The sequence below is a fragment of the Streptomyces sp. NPDC002018 genome (assembly GCF_042890865.1).
Classification (GTDB): domain Bacteria; phylum Actinomycetota; class Actinomycetes; order Streptomycetales; family Streptomycetaceae; genus Streptomyces.
Genome location: NZ_JBIASO010000003.1, coordinates 291314 through 310001, shown reverse-complemented (window position 1 = coordinate 310001; position 18688 = coordinate 291314). Strand labels below are relative to the sequence as shown.

Below are 18688 nucleotides of genomic sequence, written 5' to 3'. Positions count from 1 at the left end.
ATAACGAGTGCACAACACCCGGGGCGCGGGAGGCCAAAAGCGATGCGCAAATCGCACCTGCCTGCGATTATCGGTTCGCTTCACTGAACCTCCACAACGTGCCACGCACGTGAAGCAACCGGGTCAAGGGGATCGGAGCCCTATCCTTGTCCCGGCAAGGTCACGGAACCACCCACCCCGGGCTCCAGGTCACCGAGGCCACCATCCGGCCCCCGTAGCTCAGTGGATAGAGCAGGTGCCTTCTAAGCACTTGGCCGCAGGTTCGAGTCCTGCCGGGGGCGCTTCTACGCGCGGTGCGCGACCCTCCTACAGGGAGGGTATTTCCGCAGCTCAGAGGCAGCTTAGCGGGCACGGCGTAGGGGCGGCGTCAACGCCGGACCGGCCACCGCGACGAAGTCGGCGGAACCCGGTGTGCCCGACGCCGCACATAATGTGACGGCCGCCCTCCCCGGAAATTACCGACATTCCGCGGCCGAAGCGCCGGTGCGGTGCCCGTCGGCCCCGGCGCGGCGGCGGCCCGGAGACCGGGCGCGGCACCGCGGGGTCACCGCGTTCGGTACGGGACATTTCGGCATTCAGGCCGAAGAAGGGTGATTCCCTGATCATCTGTGCCGTCATGACTTTCGCCACTACCGCTGCCTCTCTTGTCGTCCCAGCCGCCCCTCCCGCCCCGGAGGTACCGAGGTTCCGGAGGCACCGGACCGCGAGGCCCGGTTCGACTACGACTCCTGACACACGAGTTCGTGCGGACGCGACCACATTCGCCCGTATCCCAGCGGCTGTGTCCCCCGGCGCTCGACCGTAGGGGACCCGTCGGCCGCCGGCACCCGGCCGACACGCGTCTGAAGACGGTGTCTACGGGCGGGAGGACGGGGAGACGGAGGACGGGAAGACGGAGGACGGGAAGACGGCAGGAGGCCCGGCCGTATCCGTGAGATCAATGAGGATCGGTGAGGGGCGCTGTCGCGTCCGGCGCGGTCCAGCTTCTGAGGAGGAGCAGGGACTGGGCGGTGGGCGAACCCGGCTCGGGGTTGTAGACGCAGAGTGTCTGATCGCCGTCGCCGGGGGGCTGGAGCGATTCGTAGGAGAAGTGCAGGTCGCCGACGAGGGGGTGACGGTAGTGCTTGGCACCATGGGTGCGGCGCAGGACGCGGTGGTCGTTCCACCAGGTGGTGAATTCGGGTGAGCGCAGGGTGAGTTCACCGACGAGATCGGCGAGTTGGCGGTCCTGGGGATAGCGGCCTGCTTCGAGGCGGAGCACGGCGACGGTTTCGGCGGCGATACGGTCCCACTCGCCGGTACGTTCGCGGGCCTCGGGGTCCAGCAGGTAGTAGCGTGCCAGGTTGCGCCGGGGGACCGGCAGGGCGTCGAAGTCGGTGAGCACCGCGCGGGCGAGGTGGTTCGATGCCAGCACATCGGTGCGCCGGCCGAGGATGAACGCGGGCACATGGTCGAGCGTCTGGAGCATCAGATGGAGACCGGGCCGCACCCGCTGGGGGCCGGCGGGCGCACGGCGCGCGGGGGTGGGGCGGGCGAGCAGATCGCCGAGATGTTCGCGCTCGGCGGGGTCGAGGTGGAGCGCACGCGCGAGGGCCTCGACCACCTCGGGTGAGGGATGCGTGGCCCGGCCCTGTTCGAGGCGGGTGTAGTACTCACTGCTGACTCCGGCGAGGCGGGCGGCCTCCTCCCGGCGCAGACCGGGTACGCGCCGGGCGCGGCCGTCGCTGGGCAGGCCGGCCTGGTCGGGCGTGATCCGGGCACGACGGCTGCGCAGGAAGTCGGCGATCTCACGGCTTCGCTCCATACACCCAGTGTGGCTGGGCGGTGGCCCGTGTGCCGCCCGGCGGGTGGTCCTGCCGGTACCTGCCTGGCCAGGGCCAGCGCCGACGCTGCGGGACGGGCCGGGCGGTGGTGTGCTGGAAGTGGGGCGAGTGGTCCGGCGGAACGCCGTCCCCCATTCCCGTACACGCCGTCCCCCATTCCCGTACACACAGTCCCGACACCGTCATGGAAGGTGCACTGATCATGACCATGGAAAACCCTGCCAAGCCCCTGCACGGCCGTGTGGCGGTCGTCACCGGCGCTTCCAGCGGTATAGGCGAGGCCTCGGCCGAGCATCTGGCCGCGCTGGGTGCGAAAATCGCGGTCCTGGCACGACGCGCGGAGCGGCTGGACGATCTGGTCGCCCGGATCGAGAAGAACGGCGGCACCGCGATGGCCTTCGCCGCCGATGTGACCGACAGCGCGGCGGTGCAGCGCGCCGCCGACCAGGTGGAAGCCGAACTGGGCGGCGCGGACCTGCTGTTCAACAACGCGGGCGTCATGCTGCCGGCCCCGATCGAGGAGCTGCGCACGGACCAGTGGCGGCAGCAGATCGACGTCAATGTCACCGGGCTGATGAATGTCATCGGCGCGTTCACCCCCCAACTGGTCAGGACCGCGGGTGAGCGCGGTGTGGCGGATCTGATCAACACCTCGTCGATCGGGGCGCAGAACATCTTCCCTAACTTCGCGGTCTACTCCGGTACCAAGGCCTATGTCACGCATCTGTCCCGGCATCTACGGGTGGAGCTGGGCCCGAAGAACGTCCGGGTGGCCGCCATCGAGCCGGGCATCGTCGGAACCGAGTTGCAGGGCCATGTCACCGACGACGGCGCGCTGGAATGGCTGGCCGGTTCCAAGGAGACGATCGAGTGGCTCACGCCGGAGGACATCGCCGAGACCGTCGGCTTCATCGCCACGCTGCCGCCTCGGGTCAACCTCCAGCAGGTCGTCGTCATGCCGACGGGGCAGCCGAGCTGACGCCGCCGGTCCACGGCCGGGCAGCCGGGCGGGCGCCGCGCGCGGGTCACCGGCCGGCCGCCGCGCGCGCGGGACACGGGCCGGGCGCCGCGCGTTCGCGACACCGGGCGGGCATCGCGCGTGCGTGACCGTGACACCGGGCGCGCACCGCAGGTGCGTGACCCCGGGCGGCCGCCGCCTCCCCCGCGCCGGGCCCGCCGACCGGCCCGCGCCGGGCAGTGGGCCGGGCGCGGCCGGCCTCGGCCTGACGACGGGAAGCGGCTCGCTCTCAGATGGACAGTCCGGCCCGGGACGGTATGGACAGGTTCCAGACGCGCGCCGGAGGGACATTGGCCCATACGGTGCGGCAGCCGGTGGCATGGGCCCGCTGGAACGAGTCGAGGACGTGCACCACGCCCCCGTGCCGCGCCAGGCTCGACGAGGACCCCGTGAGCGCGCGCAGCCGTGCGGTGCCCCGGTAGCCGAAGTACGTCAGGTGCCCGCCGGGGTTGAGCGCCGAGAGATACCGCGTCAGCAGGTCCGAGACCTCCTCGGGACGGAAATTGGCGAACGGCAGCCCGGAGACGATCACGTCGTACCGCGCTTCGGGATCGATCTCCGCCACCGGCCCGGCGATCAGGCCGATGCGCTCCCCGTGGACCGCCAGCCGGGGATCCGTACGCAGGTCCGTCTCCAGCACGCGCGCGAAGCGGGGGTTGGACTCGACCAGATCCAGTGTGTCGTCGGGCCCCAGCAGATCCGCCAGTATCCGCGAGACCGCGCCGGTCCCGGCTCCCACTTCGAGTACGGCGCGCGGCCGCCCGGCGGGACGCGCCAGCGGCGCGGCGAGTGCCTCGGCGAGGCGTCGGCCGCTCGGGGTCACGGCCCCGGTCGTACGGAAGGTCCGGAACGTCTCGGCGAGGAACAGCCGGCGGTCGGCGAACCGCCGGGCCGCCGACCGCTCGGAAACGGACCTGCGCGTCCGGCGTGCTGCTGTGCGGGGCCCTGGAGTGCGGGGCGAGGTAAGAGCCATGTCCAGAACGCTAGGGAGCGGCGAGCGGCGGGAGATCCGCTGTTGTGCGACGGCGGAGTACGACGAAAGTCGGGGGTGCCGGTGCCCGGTCGTCGGGGGGCACGGCCTTTGCCCGTCCCTAGGATGGCCGGGTGAGAACCGAGCCCGGACGCGGTGTCCCGATGTGGGTGGAGGCGCCCTCCGCGGTGGCGCTCGCCCTGATGTCCCTGCTGGAAGGCTTCCGGTCGGCCGGCGGCACCCTGACCGACCCCGCGCCCTGGGTGGGCGTGATCGCCTCGTTCTACGCCCTCGGCCGCTATCGGCTTCCCCGTAGCGTCGCGGCCCTCGCGCTGGTGTCGGTCGCGCTGGGCTGCGTGCTGCCCCTGCTGGTGACGCTGTACCACTTCGCCTCACGCAACCGGCTGCGCGAGGTGTGGGTGTGCCTGGCGATCGCCGTGGCGGCCGGACTGCCGTGGCTCATCCTCGCGCTGGTGCGGAACCAGTCGCTCCTCGAAGGCCGCGTCGCTACCTGGACCGGCTTCGGCAACCCCGTACTGGCGGGCCTGGCGCTCGCCCTGGGCATGTGGGCGGGCAGCCGGCGACGGCTGATGGAGGCGCTGAAGGACCAGGTCGAGCAGTTGAGGGTGGAGCGCGAACTGCGCGCGGAGCAGGCGCGCTCGGCGGAACGGGCCAGGATCGCCCGCGAGATGCACGATGTGCTCGCCCACCGGCTGAGCCTGCTGATGCTGCACACCGGGGTGCTCCAGGTGCAGGCGGAGACCCTTCCTGACGCCACCTCCGCACGGATCGCCCTGCTGCGCGGGACGACCCGCCAGGCGCTGGACGATCTGCGTGAAGTGCTGGGGGCGCTGCGCTCGGACGAGCCGGGGGAGACAGCCGGGGCGACGGGCGTGGGGACGCCTGGAGGGGCGGGGCGCGGGTCGGCCGTCCCCGCCCCGGCGCTCCAGGATCTCGCGGAGCTGCTGGCCGAGGCACGCGCCGCCGGTCAGCAGATCGACTCGGAGATCTCCGGTGATGTGGCGAGCGCCTCCACCAGTCATCGGCTGGCGGTGCACCGGCTCGTACGGGAAGCCCTGACGAACGCCCGCAAGCACGCGCACGCGACACCCGTCGGCGTACGGGTGCACTACGGACCACCGGCGACAACGGTCGAGGTGGTCAACGGACCGGCCGGGGACACCGACGAGTTCAGGGTGACGGACGTGACGGACGTGAACGAGGCGAACGAGGCGAACGAGGCGACGGAAACCAAGGAAACCGCGCAAGCCATGGAAGCCACGAAAGCTGCGGAAGCGATGAAAACAACGAAGGTGCCACAACTGACCGCGCTGACGCCGCCGGCAGCGAGGACGGCGGCAAAGGCGTCGGCGGAGGTGACGGGGGGTGTGACGGCGGGGGTGACAGGACCCGCGTGCGTGACGGGGCCTTCCGGACCCGGGGATTCCGCTGCGTCACCGCAGTCCGCCGTGTCCGGGAACGGCGTTCCGGCGTACGCCACGCCCCGGGACAGCGCCCCGGCGCCCGCCGAGGCCTCACCCCTGGAGGCCCCCGTACCCACGGATTCCGCGCTGCCCGGTGGTTACGGCCTGATCGGTCTGGCCGAGCGGGTCTCGGCACTGGGCGGCCACCTCTACACCGGTGCCACCGGTGGCGGTTGGCGGCTCTCCGCCCGGCTGCCGGTCTCCTCCGCCGACCTCACCCGGCCCTCTCTTTCATGATCAACGTACTGGTGGCCGACGACGACGCCCTGGTACGGCTGGGGCTGGTCGATCTGCTGGCCACCGACCCCGGACTCACCGTCGTCGCCGAGGCGGCGGACGGGCTGGCCGCCGTCGACCAGGCGGGCCGGCACAGCATCGACGTCGCGCTGGTCGACGTACGGATGCCGCGCATGGACGGCATCACCGCCACCCGGCGTCTCCGCGCACTCCCCCGCCCGCCCCGGGTGATCACCCTGACCACCTTCGACCTGGACGAGTACGTGTACGACGCGCTCACCGCCGGCGCGGACGGCTTCCTGCTCAAGGACACGGATCCGCGCGAGATCATCCGGGCGGTCCATGTGGTGGCGGCCGGCCAGGGCATGCTGCACCCCGCCGCCGCCCGCCGGCTGATCGACCGCTACCACCACGCCGCGCGCCCGGCCGCGCGGGAGGCGCGCGAGAGGGTCTCCCGGCTGACGCCCCGCGAGACCGACGTACTGGCCCGGCTGGCTCTCGGCGACTCCAACGCGGAGATCGCGACGGCGCTCGGTATGCGCGAGAGCACGGTGAAGGCGCATGTCAGCCGGATCCTCACCGCTCTCGGCACCGGCAATCGCGTCCAGGCCGCTCTGCTGGCCCGCGACGCGGGACTCGGAGACCACAACTGAGCGGGACTCGGAGGCCCCGGCTGAGCAGAACTCGGAGACCACGGCTGACCGGTGACGTCGGGTCCGGTGGAGCGGTCGGACGGAGTCGGGCGCGATGAAGTGGCCCGGTGGGTGGACCCGTGGAGCGGTCCGGCGGAGCAGTCCGTGGAGCCGGGTCCTGAGGCTTCTGATCAGCCAACAGATCCGAACGTTACCGCTCGGTTGTGATTTCGAAGGTCCGTACGGAAAGGATGTTTCCCAGGGACGGTACTGACATGTGCGAAGGGGGACAGGTGCGGGGGCCTGAAGAGGACCGGGAGAGACGCGACCACAACGAGCTGGGCGGGACGGTGCACGGCACCGCCGTCCAGGCCGGCACGGTGTACGGCGGGATCCATATCCGTTCGGAGGCCGGGGCGGGGGACGGCACCCCGCATGTGCCATGGCAGCTCCCCCCGTCGGCCCCCATCACCAACCGCACGGCCGAGCTGGACGCGCTGGAGCGCCACCGCGCCCGCGCCGCCCGGGACGGCCATCCCACGCTCGCGGCGATCAGCGGTCTGGGCGGCGTCGGCAAGACGGCGGTCGCGCTGGCCTGGCTGCACACACTGCGCTCGCACTTCCCCGGCGGTCAGCTCTACGCGGATCTGGGCGCCCAGTCGCCGAGCGGCCCCGCGACACCGGGCGAGGTGGTCAGCCGGTTCCTGCGCGCGCTGGGCGTGCCGACCCAGCAGGTGCCCGCCGCGTTTCCCGAGCGGGCCGCGCTGTACCGGTCGTTGACCGCGGGCAGACGGCTTGTCGTACTGCTCGACGACGCCGCCACCGCCGCCCAGGTCAGACCGCTGGTGCTCGGCGGCCAGAATGTGACGGCCGTGACCAGCCGCTGGCGGATGCCGGGGCTGACCGTGGACGGCTGCTACTCCATCCATCTCGGCCCCCTCGCCCCGGAGGCGGCGGTCGAACTGCTGGATGTCACCCTCGCGGACGGCCGTGTGGCCGCGCAGCCCGACGACGCGCGCGCACTGGTCGAGCTGTGTGCCGGGCTGCCCCTCGCGGTCCGGGTCGCCGGTGCCCGGCTCGCGGCGCGCCCCCGGCGCGGTATCGCCACGATGGTGCGCGCGCTCACCGAGGAACACGACCGGCTGGAAGCGCTGGCCATCGAGGGCGACCACAATGTGCGGGCGGCGCTTGACCTGTCGTACACAGGGCTGCCACCGGCGGCGGCCCGGCTCTACCGGCTGCTGGGGCTGCACCCGGGGCCCGAGTTCAGTGGCGCGGCGGCGAACGCGGTGCTGGCGGAGGACGCGACCGAGCTGCTCGATGTGCTGCACGACGCGAACCTGCTCATCGACGCGGGGACCGGGGGCGCGTCCGACCCCGCGTACGGGCAGGGGGCGGGGCAGGGGTCCGAGTACGCGCCGGGTTCCGGGTCCGCACCCGAGTCCGCGTCCGGGTCCGGATCCGCGTCCGCGTCCGGGGCTGCGTCCAGGTCCGGGGCTGCGTCCGGGTCCGGGGCCGGGTCCGCGACGGGGTACGGCACCGAGGAGGAGCGCTACGGCTTCCACGCCCTCGTACGGCTGCACGCCGCCGCCAAGGCGCGCGAGGACGAACCCCCGTCGGAACGTGAGGCCGCCCTGCGCCGTATCGCCGACCACTATCTCGCGAGCGCCACCCGCGCCGAGGAGATCGTCGACCCCCAGCACCGCACGCTGGACCGCGACTACGGCGACGGACCGGTCCTCGTCGCGGACTTCGGCGACGACCCCGAATCCGCGCTGGACTGGCTGGAGCGCGAACTGCCCAATCTGATGGCGGTGATCCATCGCGCGCGCCCCGCCGGCTTCCCCTCGGTCGGCTGGCAGCTCGCGGACGCCCTGTGGCCGCTGTTCCTGCGGCGCAAGTTCTACGAGCAGTGGCGCGCGGCCCACGAGGAAGGGCTGATCGCCGCCCGGGAGTCGGGAAACCGGGCGGCCGAGTGCCGGATGCTCACCTCCGGCGGGGTGGGCGAGCTGGGCATGGGGAGCCATGAACGGGCTCTGGAGATGTTCGAACGGGCAGCGGAAACGTTCCGCGCCGACGGGGACGCGCTGGGCCACGCCCGTACGCTCAACTACCGGGGGCTCGCGCACCAGAGACTCGGCCGCCTGGACCGCGCGGCCGAGTTCTTCGGACGCGCCGCCGCGGAGTTACCGGGATGCGGCGACCCGCGGGCCGGCGGTCTGGCCCGGCTGAACCTCGCCGATGTCGCCCTCGCGCGAGGGCTCCACGAGCAGGCGGCCACCGACGCCGACGCCGCGTACACCACGCTGCGGGACGAGGGCGACCCCTACAACGCGGCACGCGCGACCACCCTGCTGGGCCGCGCGTACCTCGGTCTGGACCGGCTCGACGAGGCGGAGGACCGGCTCACCGTGGCGCTGAGCGCGCTGCGCGCCACGGCGGCCGACTACGAGACGGCCCGCGTCCTGGAGAGCCTGGGCGGGCTCGCCGAACGACGCGGGCAGCCGGGCCTCGCGAGAGACCGCTACCGGGAGGCGCTGGAGCTCTACTCCGCGGCGGGACGGTCGGAATCGGATGGTGCGCGGACGGTACGGGTGGGGCTCGAACGGCTGGCGGAACGGTCGGCCGAACAGCCGGACGTCCGGCCCGACAAGCAGCCCGACAAGCGGCCTGACAAGCAGCCTGACGAACAGTCGGAGAGACAGTCGGGGGGAGAGACGGAGGGACAGACGGAGTAACGGTAGGGCGAACCGCCTGGGCACTGACCGAACAGCCGGGCTGACGGCGTACCGGAGGACATCGCCCCCGGTCCGGACGGCAGGAGCCGGACCGACACCGACGCCAGCTCCTCCCAGGGCAGTCCCGCCACCGCCCACGTGTGGACCAGCGAGGCCCAGATTCCCCAGTCCGGTGCCGGCGCCGGCGTCGACGCCCGTCGCGGGGTCGGCGGCGGTGCCGGTCGCGGTGCCGACGCAGGCATCGCCGCCGGTGACGGCGCTCTGAGCGTCAGTTCCGTGCCGTCCGAACCGAGCCGCAGCCGGCACACGGGCCCCTCCCGCACCCCCGCCACCAGCGCCCCCGGGTGACGCGCGGCCAACTCCGCCGCGCTGGCCGCCCCGTCGCCGTCGCCGTCGCCCAGCAGTACATCGGCGAGTACGGGCCATGGGTCGGGGGCCGGAAGCACCACCCGGAGATGTTCGTCCAGGACCGGGAGACCGGTGTCCGGGTGCACCAGCGCCACACGGACCCGCCGTACCGCCCCGCCCTGCTGTACCGCCCCGCCCCGCCGTTCCGCCCCGGACATGACCGTCTCCGAGACGACCACCGTCAGCCCCGTCATGACGCCACGCTGCCCGGTTCGTCGTACCGCAGGGTGACCGGCAGGCGCGCGGGCTCGGTGGTCGGCCGTACGGCGGGCGCGCGCAGCCGCAGCTTCCGGTAGATCAACGCGCGCATCTTCCGGGCGAACCGGCCCGGCTCCGAGGTGATCCGGGCCGCGACCTGTTCGTACTGCCGTGCGCGGTACGTGGCGGAGCTGCGGTCGAGCTGCCTGCGCAGCGGACGGTCCGCGTGCAGCCGGGGCGCGAAGGAACGCAGCTCGGCCAACGGCGATCCGGGATCCAGATCGGGATCCGGGAAACCCGCCATCAGGACGGGTACGCCGGTCATCGCGCCGTACAGGGCGATGGAACCGTGGTCGCCCACGATGTAGTCGGCGGCGGCGACCGCGCCGACCCAGTCGCCGTACTGGCTCACCACGGTGAGTCCGGCACGGGCGAGCCCGGCCAGCCAGCTACGGATCTGCCATTCGCCGTGGGCGTTCCACACATTCGGATGCAGCAGGGCGGCGACCCGGAACTCGTCCCTGGGCAGTTCCCCGACCAGCCGCTCCAGCAACTCCGTCCCCTGCCCCAGCAGCGAATGCGGTCCCCAGGTGGAGCAGACGAGTACCAGCCGCTGATGGGCCCTGGTGCGCAGGGCCTCACGGTAGAGCGCACGTGAGGGCAGGCTCGCGACCATCCGGTCGTAGCACGGGTCACCGACCACCTCGGCGGCGGGCAGCGCCTCGGGGCACTCACGGCCGAGCCGGGTCCGCTCCTCCTCGTGGGCCAGCACGATCGATTCGGGCACCACCGCGCCATCCCTGATCAGACGCTGCCTGCTGAGTCCGTACACCCCGCGCTCCGCGACCGTACGGCCACGCCCCCCACCGGGAGTGATCTTGTTGTGACCGGCACCGTGCGGCAGCACGATCACCGGGGCATGCAGTTCGTGCAGGCTGCCGTGGGCGGCGGCCAGCGCGAGGTCGAACGGGGTCTGTACCGCCTGGCTCCAGGGCAGTACCAGCCCTTTCAGCTCCTCCAGGAAGGAGGCCACACCATTGCTGAAGACGTCGGGCGCCGAGGTGAAACAGACCTGGACCCGCGTGTCGCCCTCCAGCAGCCGGATCGCGTCGAGCAGCCGCTGCCCGGCGGTCACCGTGTGCACCACGGCCAGAACCCTCCTGCTGATCTTGCGCGTGGCCCAGCGTTCGACGTCCAGGCGCACCGGCACGGGCGGCCAGTGCGCTTCCAGACTTGTCACACTCATGGATTCGATCCCCCGTAACTCCGCTCCGGCCGAGCTCTCGGCCGGGTGGGCCGCGAGGATTCACGGCCGCAAGGACAGGAATCCCCCAGGGGGTGGACAGTCGGCTTGCGGGAATCCTGCACTCCGCGTGCAACGGGCATGATGCGGGCACGGAGCAGGCACAAGGCGGGCAACGGTCCGCCGCGAGACGGGCACCGGGCAGGTGTGAGGCAGGCACCGGGCAGGTGCGGCGCGGGCGCGAGGCGGAGGGCGAGGCAGGCTCGATGCGGGGTGTGAGGCGGGGGAGCGAGGCGGGGGACGAGACAGGCTCGATGCGGGGTGTGAGGCGGGCGTGACGGCCTCGCTCCGGCCCCTACGGCCACACCCCGGAGCCGTGCGCCCGTCCCCGGAGCCGTGCGCCCGCCACGCTTCCATGCGCGTCTGTCCGCTCCCCCTGGCGCTACGGCAACAGTGGGTGGAGTTACGCGCAGATGTGCGGGCGCTGCCGGATACGGCAGGAAGAAGCACACCCATCGGGGGCGATGGTGGACCTTCTTGCTCTGGGACCCCTTGAACTGTGGCACGAAAACAAGCAGTTCAGGATCGGTACGGTGAAGGAGCGCTGTGTGCTCGCCGTACTGGTGCACGCCCGGGGCGAACCGGTCACGGTGGACGCGCTGCTGGAACGCGTCTGGGACGACGATCCGCCGCCCACGGGTGTGGACACACTCCAGAGCAATGTGTCGCGATTACGGAGACGGCTGCGCGAGGCGGTCGGTGATCTCCTCGTGGTGGACCGGCGCGGACCACGGCAGTACCAGCTCCTCGCCGATCCGGAGGACATCGATCTGCTGCGGTTCCAGCGGCTGCGCAGGGAGGCGGGGGCGGCGGCCGTGCGCGGCGAGCGCGATCTGGCCCTCGGTCTGCTGCACACCGCGGAATCCACCTGGCGGGGCGAGCCGCTCGCCGAGTTCACCAGTACATGGGCGACGACGGCCCGCGCCCGTCTGATCGAGGACTACCGCCAGGTGCGGGAGGAACGGATCCGGCTGGAGCTGGAGCTGGGGCGGCACGCGGATCTCATCGGCGAGCTCCAGGAGCTGGCCGCGGAGAATCCGCTCGCCCAACGGGTGATCGCCTCACTGATGCTGGCGCTGTACCGCTCGGGCAGGCCCGACGAGGCGCTCACCCTCTACCGCACCACGCGCCGGCGTCTGCACGAGGGCCAGGGGATCGAGCCGGGGACGGAGCTTCAGGATCTCCATCTGCGGATCCTCGGACAGGACCGGGCGTTGGAGACCGGCGCCGGTTTCGGCTTCGGCATCGGCCCGGGTTCCGGGCCGGGGTCCGGCTTCGGCTCGGGTTCGGCCGCCGGTCCCCGCTCCCGTTCCGGTTCCGGTTCCGGTCCCACAGGTGTCGAACCGGCGGACGGTTCGGTGGCAGTGGGCGCCGCCGCGCCGGAGGAGCCCCGTAACAACCTGCCGCGCGACACACGGGACTTCACCGGCCGCGCGAGCGAACTGCGCAGCCTGCTCAAGGACTCCGGAGCGGACTCCACCGAGGCTTCACCGAAGGCCTCCCCGAAGTCTTCCGCGAAAGACACCGCCAACGCCTCCGCCGAGGATCCCACGACTGACTCACCGGCCGACTCCACCACCGGCTCCACGGACGCTTCCGCCGAGGCCTCCACCGAGTCCTCCGCCAGGTCCTCCACCAAGTCCTCCGCGCCCGAGGGCCGTGCCACGACCGCTCTCCCGTTGACGGTCGTGCACGGTATGCCGGGAATCGGCAAGACGGCCCTGGCGATCCATGCCGCGCACAGGCTGCGTACGTCGTACCCCGACGGGCAGTTCTATGTCGATCTGGGCGCCTACAGCGGCCGGCGGCCCCACGAACCGGCCGAGGTGCTCGGTGTACTGCTCCATGCTTCCGGTTCGTCCGAGCCGCTGCCCGACTCGCTCGACGAACGCGCGGCGCGCTGGCGGGAGTGGACCGCCCGTCACCGTGCGCTGGTGGTCCTGGACAACGCCCGGGACGTCGCCCAGGTCAGCCCGCTGCTGCCGGGCGCCGCCACCTGCCGCGCGATCGTCACCAGCCGGAACCGGCTGACGGGCCTCGCCGGCGCCAACCTGGTCTTCGTGGATGTCCTGTCCGAGGCGGAGGCCGCGTCGCTCTTCACCCGGATCGCGGGCCCCGCCCGGGTGTCCGCCGACCCCGCGGCCCTGCGGGCGGTCGTCAGCGCATGCGGTCGGCATCCGTTGGCCATTCAACTTTTGGCGAGCCGCTTCCGGCACCGGGACTCCTGGGATCTGCGTCATCTGCTCGACCGGCTCGCCCGAGCGGCCGACCCGCTCGACGAGTTCGACGACTCCGTCGCCTCGGTGTTCCGGTTCACCTACGAGGAACTGAGTCCTCCCGCTCAGGAGTTGTTCCACCGGCTGGCCCTGCACCCGGGCCCCGACCTGACGGTGGACGCGGCGGCCGCGCTCGTCGGCTCGGACATCGCGCGAATCCGCCGGTGCGTCGAGGAGTTGCAGGACTGCCACCTGCTGGAGGAGCCCATCCACGACCGCTACCGGCTCCATGATCTTGCCCGTGCCTTCGGCCTCCAGATCGGCGCACGGACGGAGCCGGAGTCCACGCGCCGCGAGGCGGTCGACCGGCTCTTCGCGTACTACCTCACCTCCGCGCACCGCGCCGACCGGCTCGTCCACCCGCACCGCCGTACCCTCCCGCCACGGCCGGAGCAGGAATCCCCCTACGGACGCCGGTTCGCCGACCCGGACGAGGCGTCGGTGTGGCTGACCGTGGAACGCTCCAACCTTCTCGCGGTCGCCCGCCACGCCGCCGTCGAGGCCCCGGCGTACGCGGCGCTCTTCCCGCACGTACTCATCACCTCGTTCAAACTCTGGGGAACGTGGGACATCGCGGCGGAACTGTACGGCGCGGCCGTGTCCGCCCTCCGTGCGAGCGGCGACCGGAAAGCCCTGGCCAGAGCACTCGTCGAACACGCGGAGGCCTTGGCGCGAAAGGACCACGACACGGCGCTACGCCACGCAACAGAGGCTTTGGCCGTGTTTCAGGAACTCGGTGATTCTCATGGCTGCGCCGACGCGCTCCTCCAATCGGGCCGCGCGCATGTCGCAGCGGGCGAGGGCGAGACAGCACTGCATGTATTGGATTCAGCCTTGACTCTGTATAGAAAATACCTAGACCAACACGGCGAAGCCGAGTGCCTCAATGTTCAGGGTATAGCCCTGTTTTACGCGGGGCGGTACGAGGATGCACTGCAAAGGGTCCGAACGATGTTCGGCATTCACGAAAAGCTCAGCAATCTCTTGGGCCAGGTCAAAGCCCTGAACAATTTGGGCGAATTATCGTACATTCAAGGGCGCTACGAGGATGCCCGTGACTATTACGAACGTTCACGCGCGCTCGCAGAGCGAAGCGGGGGGCGACAGGAGTTCGCCATTCTGGATGCCAATATCGGCTCAATCCACCGAGTCAAGGGGCAAACAGCCACCGCGCTGACATATTTCCAGAGAGCTCTGCGCAGTCGCCAAGCCAGCGGAGATATTTCAGGCGAAGCTAGCGTATTGATTGGCCTGGGTACGGCATACGCGGAAGCAGGCCGTAGAGGAGAGGCGCTGCTGCATTTCACCAAGGCAGAAGAGGTCGCCCGCAGCATCGACAGCCCCTTCGACCAGCAACGCGCACTTGTCGGCGTCGCCGATATTCAGCGCGAATCAGGACGGCTTGACATCGCCCGCACGACCTACGAGCAGGCTCTGGGCGTGGCCCGGAATATCGGCTTTCCCCTTGGTGCCGCCCACGCACTGACAGGTCTCGCTCGAACAGCACTGTCCTCGCACAGCCTCAACCTCGCACATGACTACGCCGATCAGGCGGTCATTATCTATCGGAGCCTTGGCGCCGAGGCCGAGTTGGAAGGCCTGCGGCGCCTGCTCGACGAGCAAGGCGTAGCCGGCTCCTGAGGGACCCTGAGAGAAGCCGAAACGCCGCACCAACGGACAGGGTCAGGCGACCGACCCGCCCCTCGGCGTCACCACATCCACTCGCACGGGAACTCGTCGGCAGCGAGGGCAGTGAAGTTGCACATGCTTACGTTCTCCAACGGGTTGATCGGTTGTTGCTGAGCCCCGAACTTACCCGCTCAGCAAACCTCTGTCTAAACGCAGCACGAGGAGCAACCGGGATGGTATTGGGGGCCGTGTGCGCAGGAGCAATGCCCCCCGCACGCCGTATCGTGGGCTCTGTGGAGGCCCGTCGGCAGGGGCAGGACCATCAGGGGGAGCACGGGGGGCCGGAGCCCGCGGCTCCGCCGGCGGTACGGCCCGTCTGGTGGGTGGTGGCCGCCGTTCTCGTCGCGGCCGCCGTGGTCGTCGCGATCACACGGCGCCATGAGTTGGTCACCGCCGTGGACCTCATCGCCCATGTGCGCCCGTCGCGGCTCATTCTGAGCGCCGCGTTCGAAGCGGCGTCACTGCTGTGCGTGGCGATGCTTCAGCAGTGGCTGCTGCGGGCGGGCGGTGCGCGGCTGCGGCTGTGGGGGGTTTCCGCCATCGTGCTGACGGCCAACGCCATCGCCGGAGCACTGCCCGGCGGGGCCGCGTTCGCCGTGGCCTGGGTGTTCCGGCGGCTGCGCCGCTGGGGCGTGGGGCAGGTGCTCGCGGGAACCGTGCTGGCGGTCTCGGGCCTGCTGTCCGGGCTGAGTCTGCTCGTCCTGCTGCTGGCCGGTGTGCTGGCGAGCGGTTCCGCGGGGCCCGTCGCCGGGGCGCTGCCGCTGGTCATCGGTCTGCTGGTCCTCGCGATCGTGGTGGTGGGCGCGGCGGTCGGCCTGTCCCGGTTCCCCCGGGTGAAGCGGCGCGCGTGGCGTGTCTGGCGGCGTATCGGTCTGCGGTCCCGGCGGCTTTTCGAGCTTGAGGAGTCACTGACCCAGTTGGGCCGTCAGATCCGCAGGACACGCCCGGGGGTACGGCCCTGGGCCTGGCCGTTCGTGCTGGCACTGCTCAACTGGGGCTTCGATCTGGCGTGCCTGGTCGCCGCGACCTGGAGTCTCGGTATCGATGTGCCCTGGCCGGGAATCCTGGTGGCGTACGGGCTGACGCAGTTCGCGGGCAGTCTGCGCCTTACGCCGGGCGGCCTCGGCGTGGTCGAGACGAGCCTTACGGCGCTGCTCGTGCTCTACGGGATGCGGGCCGATCAGGCGATCGCCGTAACGCTCCTCTACCGCGTGGTCAGTTTCTGGGCGCTTCAGCCGATCGGCTGGGCGAGCGGGCTCGTACTGACCCTGAAGCGGGGCGGCGCCACGCGAAAGCCGGAGCCGGGCCCGGAGCCGGAGCCGGCGGGGGAACACGAACGGGCCCAGGAGCAGGAGCAGGCTCAGGAGCAGAAGCAGGAGCAGGGGGAGGAAGGCCAGGGGGATGAGCGGCAGGGACGCCCCGACCGGTAGGCAGTACGCGCCAGGCGGTGGGCCAACCGTCAGACGTCGTTCCGGGCCCGGCCCTCGCCGTCCCCCGCACCCTCGACCAGCACCCTCAGCATCGCCTCGATCCGCCGGGCGAGCGGACCGGGATCCGCCTCCACGAGCGCCGTGGTGCCGATGATCCTGCGCATCATCCAGACACCCGTGATCAGCGAGAGGACCAGTTCCGCGCGCTCCGCGGCGTCGGCGCGGGCGTCGCCGTCGCCGTCGCCGATGCCCTCGGGCAGCAGATCGCGCAGGTCACGGCCGACATGCCGTTCCATGGCGGCCCGCATGATCTCCGCGGCGCGCGGATTGGACGCGGACCGCAGCATCAGCAGGAACGGATCGAGATGATCGGAGTCCGGCGCCGTCCTGGCGGTCAGGGACCGGGCGATGTCCCGGCTGAGTGTGGCGACATCCCCGGTGACCACGGTCCTCGGCGCGAAGGACACGTCCACCGCCTCGGCGAAGAGCTGCTCCTTGGAACCGAAGTAGCGATTGACCAGCATGGCGGTCACCCCCGCCCCCTGCGCGATCTCCCGCACCCCGACACCGTCGTAGCCGGCCCTCGTGAAGGCCACCACGGCCGAATGCAGGATCGCGTCGCGCGTCGCGGCGGCGTCGCGCCGCCGCCCGGCCGTGGTGCCGCTGTCATCGGTTCGGTGATGTCCGGAAGCCATGTATACCACTGTAGACATGACCCTCCGCTAAGTCTACAGTCGTATACATAGCTCACTGCCCATGGCGGAAGCGACAGCGCGAAGCGAAGAAAGAACAGGAAGCGGAGCAGGCGATGGACCTTCGACTGACGGACAAGAGAGCCCTGGTGACCGGATCGACCTCAGGACTCGGCGAGGCCATCGCCCGGATGCTGGCCGCCGAAGGAGCGGCGGTGGTGATCCACGGCCGTGACCGGGGCCGGGCGAAGGCGGTGGCCGAGGCCGTGCGCGCCGGGGGAGGCCGGGCCGACATCGCCGTGGGCGACCTCGCCACCGACGCGGGCGCCGATGCCGTGGCCGACGCGGCGCTGGCGGGCGGCCCTGTCGACATCCTGGTCAACAACGCGGGCGCGTACGACCATCTCTCCTGGTCGGACTCCGCCCCGGCCGACTGGGCCGCGTCGTACGACGTCAACGTGGTCTCGGGGGTACGGATGATCCGGCGCCTCGTACCGGCGATGCGGGAGCGGCGCTGGGGACGGGTGATCCAGATCGGCGGCGGTCTCGCCCTCCAGCCCATGCCGATGCAGCCGCACTACAACGCGACGCTGGCGGCCCGGCACAATCTCGCGGTCTCGCTCGCGCGGGAACTCAAGGACACCGGGGTGACCTCGAACGTCGTCGCGCCCGGCGCCATCCTGGTGGACTCGGTGCGGAAGCTGCTCACCGACATCGCGCCCGGCCACGGCTGGGGCGAGAGCTGGGAGGAGATCGAGCGGGCCGCGGCGCGGGAGTTCGTACCGAACGACATCGGCCGCCTGGGCAGGCCCGAGGAGATCGCGGGCGCCGTGGCCTATCTGACGGGCCCGCTGGCGGACTACATCAGCGGCGCCACGATCCGCGTCGACGGCGGAACGATCCGTTCCGTGCACTAGGCGCAAGGCACCAGGGTCTTTCATCGGGAGCTTGCCGGGCTCGCGCGCTCCGCCACCGCGCCTCGCCGGGTTGTCGACGCTCATGAGGAGCGAGTCCCTGGCCTCGGCCCGGCAACAACCGGGCACCCGTATCGCGAGCGACATTCCCGGCCGCTCACCTCAGTCCCGCCACATCGCGGTTCAGCTCCACCACATTCACGGCGTCCCCCTGCCCGAGAAAGCCGCCGCCGCGGCTCTCGACGTGCCGGACGATCAACTCCCGTACCGTCGCCGGGCTCAGTCCGCGCGCCCCGGCCACCCGGTTGACCTGCTGATACGCGTACGCCTTCGAGATATGGGGATCGAGTCCCGAGCCCGAGGCGGTGAGCGCGTCGGCGGGTACCCTGCTCGGCCGCACCCCGTCGAACGCGGCCACCGCGGCCCGACGCTCCTTGATCATCCTGACCAGATCCGGGTTGTTCGGCCCCAGATTGGAGGCGCCCGAACTCCTCGGGTCGTACCCCGGGCCCGCCGCCGAGGGACGGGGCTGGAACCACTGAGGGTCCGGCCCTCCGCGCTTCCCGCCCCTCCCCGGCAGATCGAAGGTCTGGCCGATCAGCCGGGACCCGACCGATCCGCCGTTCCCGCCGATCAGCGAGCCGGCGGCCTGGGCGGGGAAGGCCGCATGGGCGATGCCCGTGATCAGCAGCGGATAGCAGACACCGGTGATCACGGTGAGGACGAGCAGCATCCGCAGCGCCGACAGATGGTGCCTGAGAAGAGTCGGGAGAGTCAGGGGCATGGCAGTCGCCTTCTGGTTCGGCGGGACGGGATCGGAGGGACGGGCTCGGAGGGACGGGATCAGCAGGACACGGCTGGCAGGACACGGCCGGC

The 18688-nt window shown here is 71.3% G+C and carries 12 protein-coding genes and 1 tRNA gene; 8 read left to right on the top strand and 5 right to left on the bottom strand.

All coding sequences use genetic code 11. The features are described 5' to 3' along the window. Nucleotides 1-208: 208 nt before the first annotated feature. A tRNA-Arg gene (locus tag ACFYYH_RS06985) sits at nt 209-281 on the top strand. Between the two features lie 656 nt (nt 282-937). Here the strand turns inward: ACFYYH_RS06985 and ACFYYH_RS06980 are convergent. Next, the gene (locus tag ACFYYH_RS06980; protein ID WP_388546933.1) at nt 938-1804 is read right to left on the bottom strand and encodes a helix-turn-helix transcriptional regulator; all 867 of its coding nucleotides are present in this window, start codon (nt 1802-1804) and stop codon (nt 938-940) included. Between the two features lie 221 nt (nt 1805-2025). Between ACFYYH_RS06980 and ACFYYH_RS06975 the strand changes: the two genes are divergently transcribed. Further along, nucleotides 2026-2802 (top strand): SDR family oxidoreductase, encoded by a 777-nt coding sequence (locus tag ACFYYH_RS06975; protein WP_388546931.1) that lies wholly within the window; start codon nt 2026-2028, stop codon nt 2800-2802. A gap of 268 nt (nt 2803-3070) precedes the next feature. Here ACFYYH_RS06975 and ACFYYH_RS06970 read toward each other — a convergent pair whose 3' ends face one another. Beyond that, the gene (locus tag ACFYYH_RS06970; RefSeq protein ID WP_388546929.1) at nt 3071-3814 is read right to left on the bottom strand and encodes a class I SAM-dependent methyltransferase; all 744 of its coding nucleotides are present in this window, start codon (nt 3812-3814) and stop codon (nt 3071-3073) included. A gap of 131 nt (nt 3815-3945) precedes the next feature. Between ACFYYH_RS06970 and ACFYYH_RS06965 the strand changes: the two genes are divergently transcribed. The 3 genes from ACFYYH_RS06965 (at nt 3946) to ACFYYH_RS06955 (ending at nt 8902) form a co-directional block, all read left to right on the top strand. After that, nucleotides 3946-5532 carry a histidine kinase gene (locus ACFYYH_RS06965; protein ID WP_388546926.1) on the top strand — a complete coding sequence of 529 codons (1587 nt, stop codon included), beginning with the start codon at nt 3946-3948 and terminating at the stop codon, nt 5530-5532. Continuing rightward, a complete protein-coding gene (locus tag ACFYYH_RS06960; protein ID WP_388546924.1) occupies nt 5529-6185 on the top strand; it encodes a response regulator in 657 nt (218 codons plus the stop codon). The genes ACFYYH_RS06965 and ACFYYH_RS06960 overlap by 4 nt, the downstream gene beginning before the upstream one ends. Before the next feature lie 254 nt (nt 6186-6439). Then, nucleotides 6440-8902: a tetratricopeptide repeat protein gene (locus ACFYYH_RS06955; RefSeq protein WP_388546921.1), complete on the top strand. Its 2463-nt coding sequence runs from the start codon at nt 6440-6442 to the stop codon at nt 8900-8902. 598 nt (nt 8903-9500) lie between these two features. Here the strand turns inward: ACFYYH_RS06955 and ACFYYH_RS06950 are convergent. Then, on the bottom strand, nt 9501-10754 hold the full coding sequence (locus ACFYYH_RS06950) for a hypothetical protein (protein ID WP_388546918.1): 1254 nt from the start codon (nt 10752-10754) through the stop codon (nt 9501-9503). Nucleotides 10755-11275: 521 nt separating this feature from the next. On the opposite strand from ACFYYH_RS06950, the gene ACFYYH_RS06945 reads away from it, so the two are divergent. Continuing rightward, nucleotides 11276-14728 carry a tetratricopeptide repeat protein gene (locus tag ACFYYH_RS06945; protein ID WP_388546916.1) on the top strand — a complete coding sequence of 1151 codons (3453 nt, stop codon included), beginning with the start codon at nt 11276-11278 and terminating at the stop codon, nt 14726-14728. Nucleotides 14729-14979: 251 nt separating this feature from the next. Then, nucleotides 14980-16206, top strand: coding sequence for a YbhN family protein (locus tag ACFYYH_RS06940; protein WP_388546913.1), 1227 nt, complete (start codon nt 14980-14982; stop codon nt 16204-16206). Between the two features lie 29 nt (nt 16207-16235). On the opposite strand, the gene ACFYYH_RS06935 is transcribed toward ACFYYH_RS06940, so the two are convergent. Continuing rightward, on the bottom strand, nt 16236-16901 hold the full coding sequence (locus ACFYYH_RS06935) for a TetR/AcrR family transcriptional regulator (protein WP_388546910.1): 666 nt from the start codon (nt 16899-16901) through the stop codon (nt 16236-16238). A gap of 113 nt (nt 16902-17014) precedes the next feature. Between ACFYYH_RS06935 and ACFYYH_RS06930 the strand changes: the two genes are divergently transcribed. Then, on the top strand, nt 17015-17815 hold the full coding sequence (locus ACFYYH_RS06930) for an SDR family NAD(P)-dependent oxidoreductase (protein WP_388546908.1): 801 nt from the start codon (nt 17015-17017) through the stop codon (nt 17813-17815). Between the two features lie 154 nt (nt 17816-17969). On the opposite strand, the gene kdpC is transcribed toward ACFYYH_RS06930, so the two are convergent. Then, nucleotides 17970-18596, bottom strand: coding sequence for a potassium-transporting ATPase subunit KdpC (gene kdpC, locus ACFYYH_RS06925; RefSeq protein ID WP_388546905.1), 627 nt, complete (start codon nt 18594-18596; stop codon nt 17970-17972). Between the last annotated feature and the right edge of the window lie 92 nt (nt 18597-18688).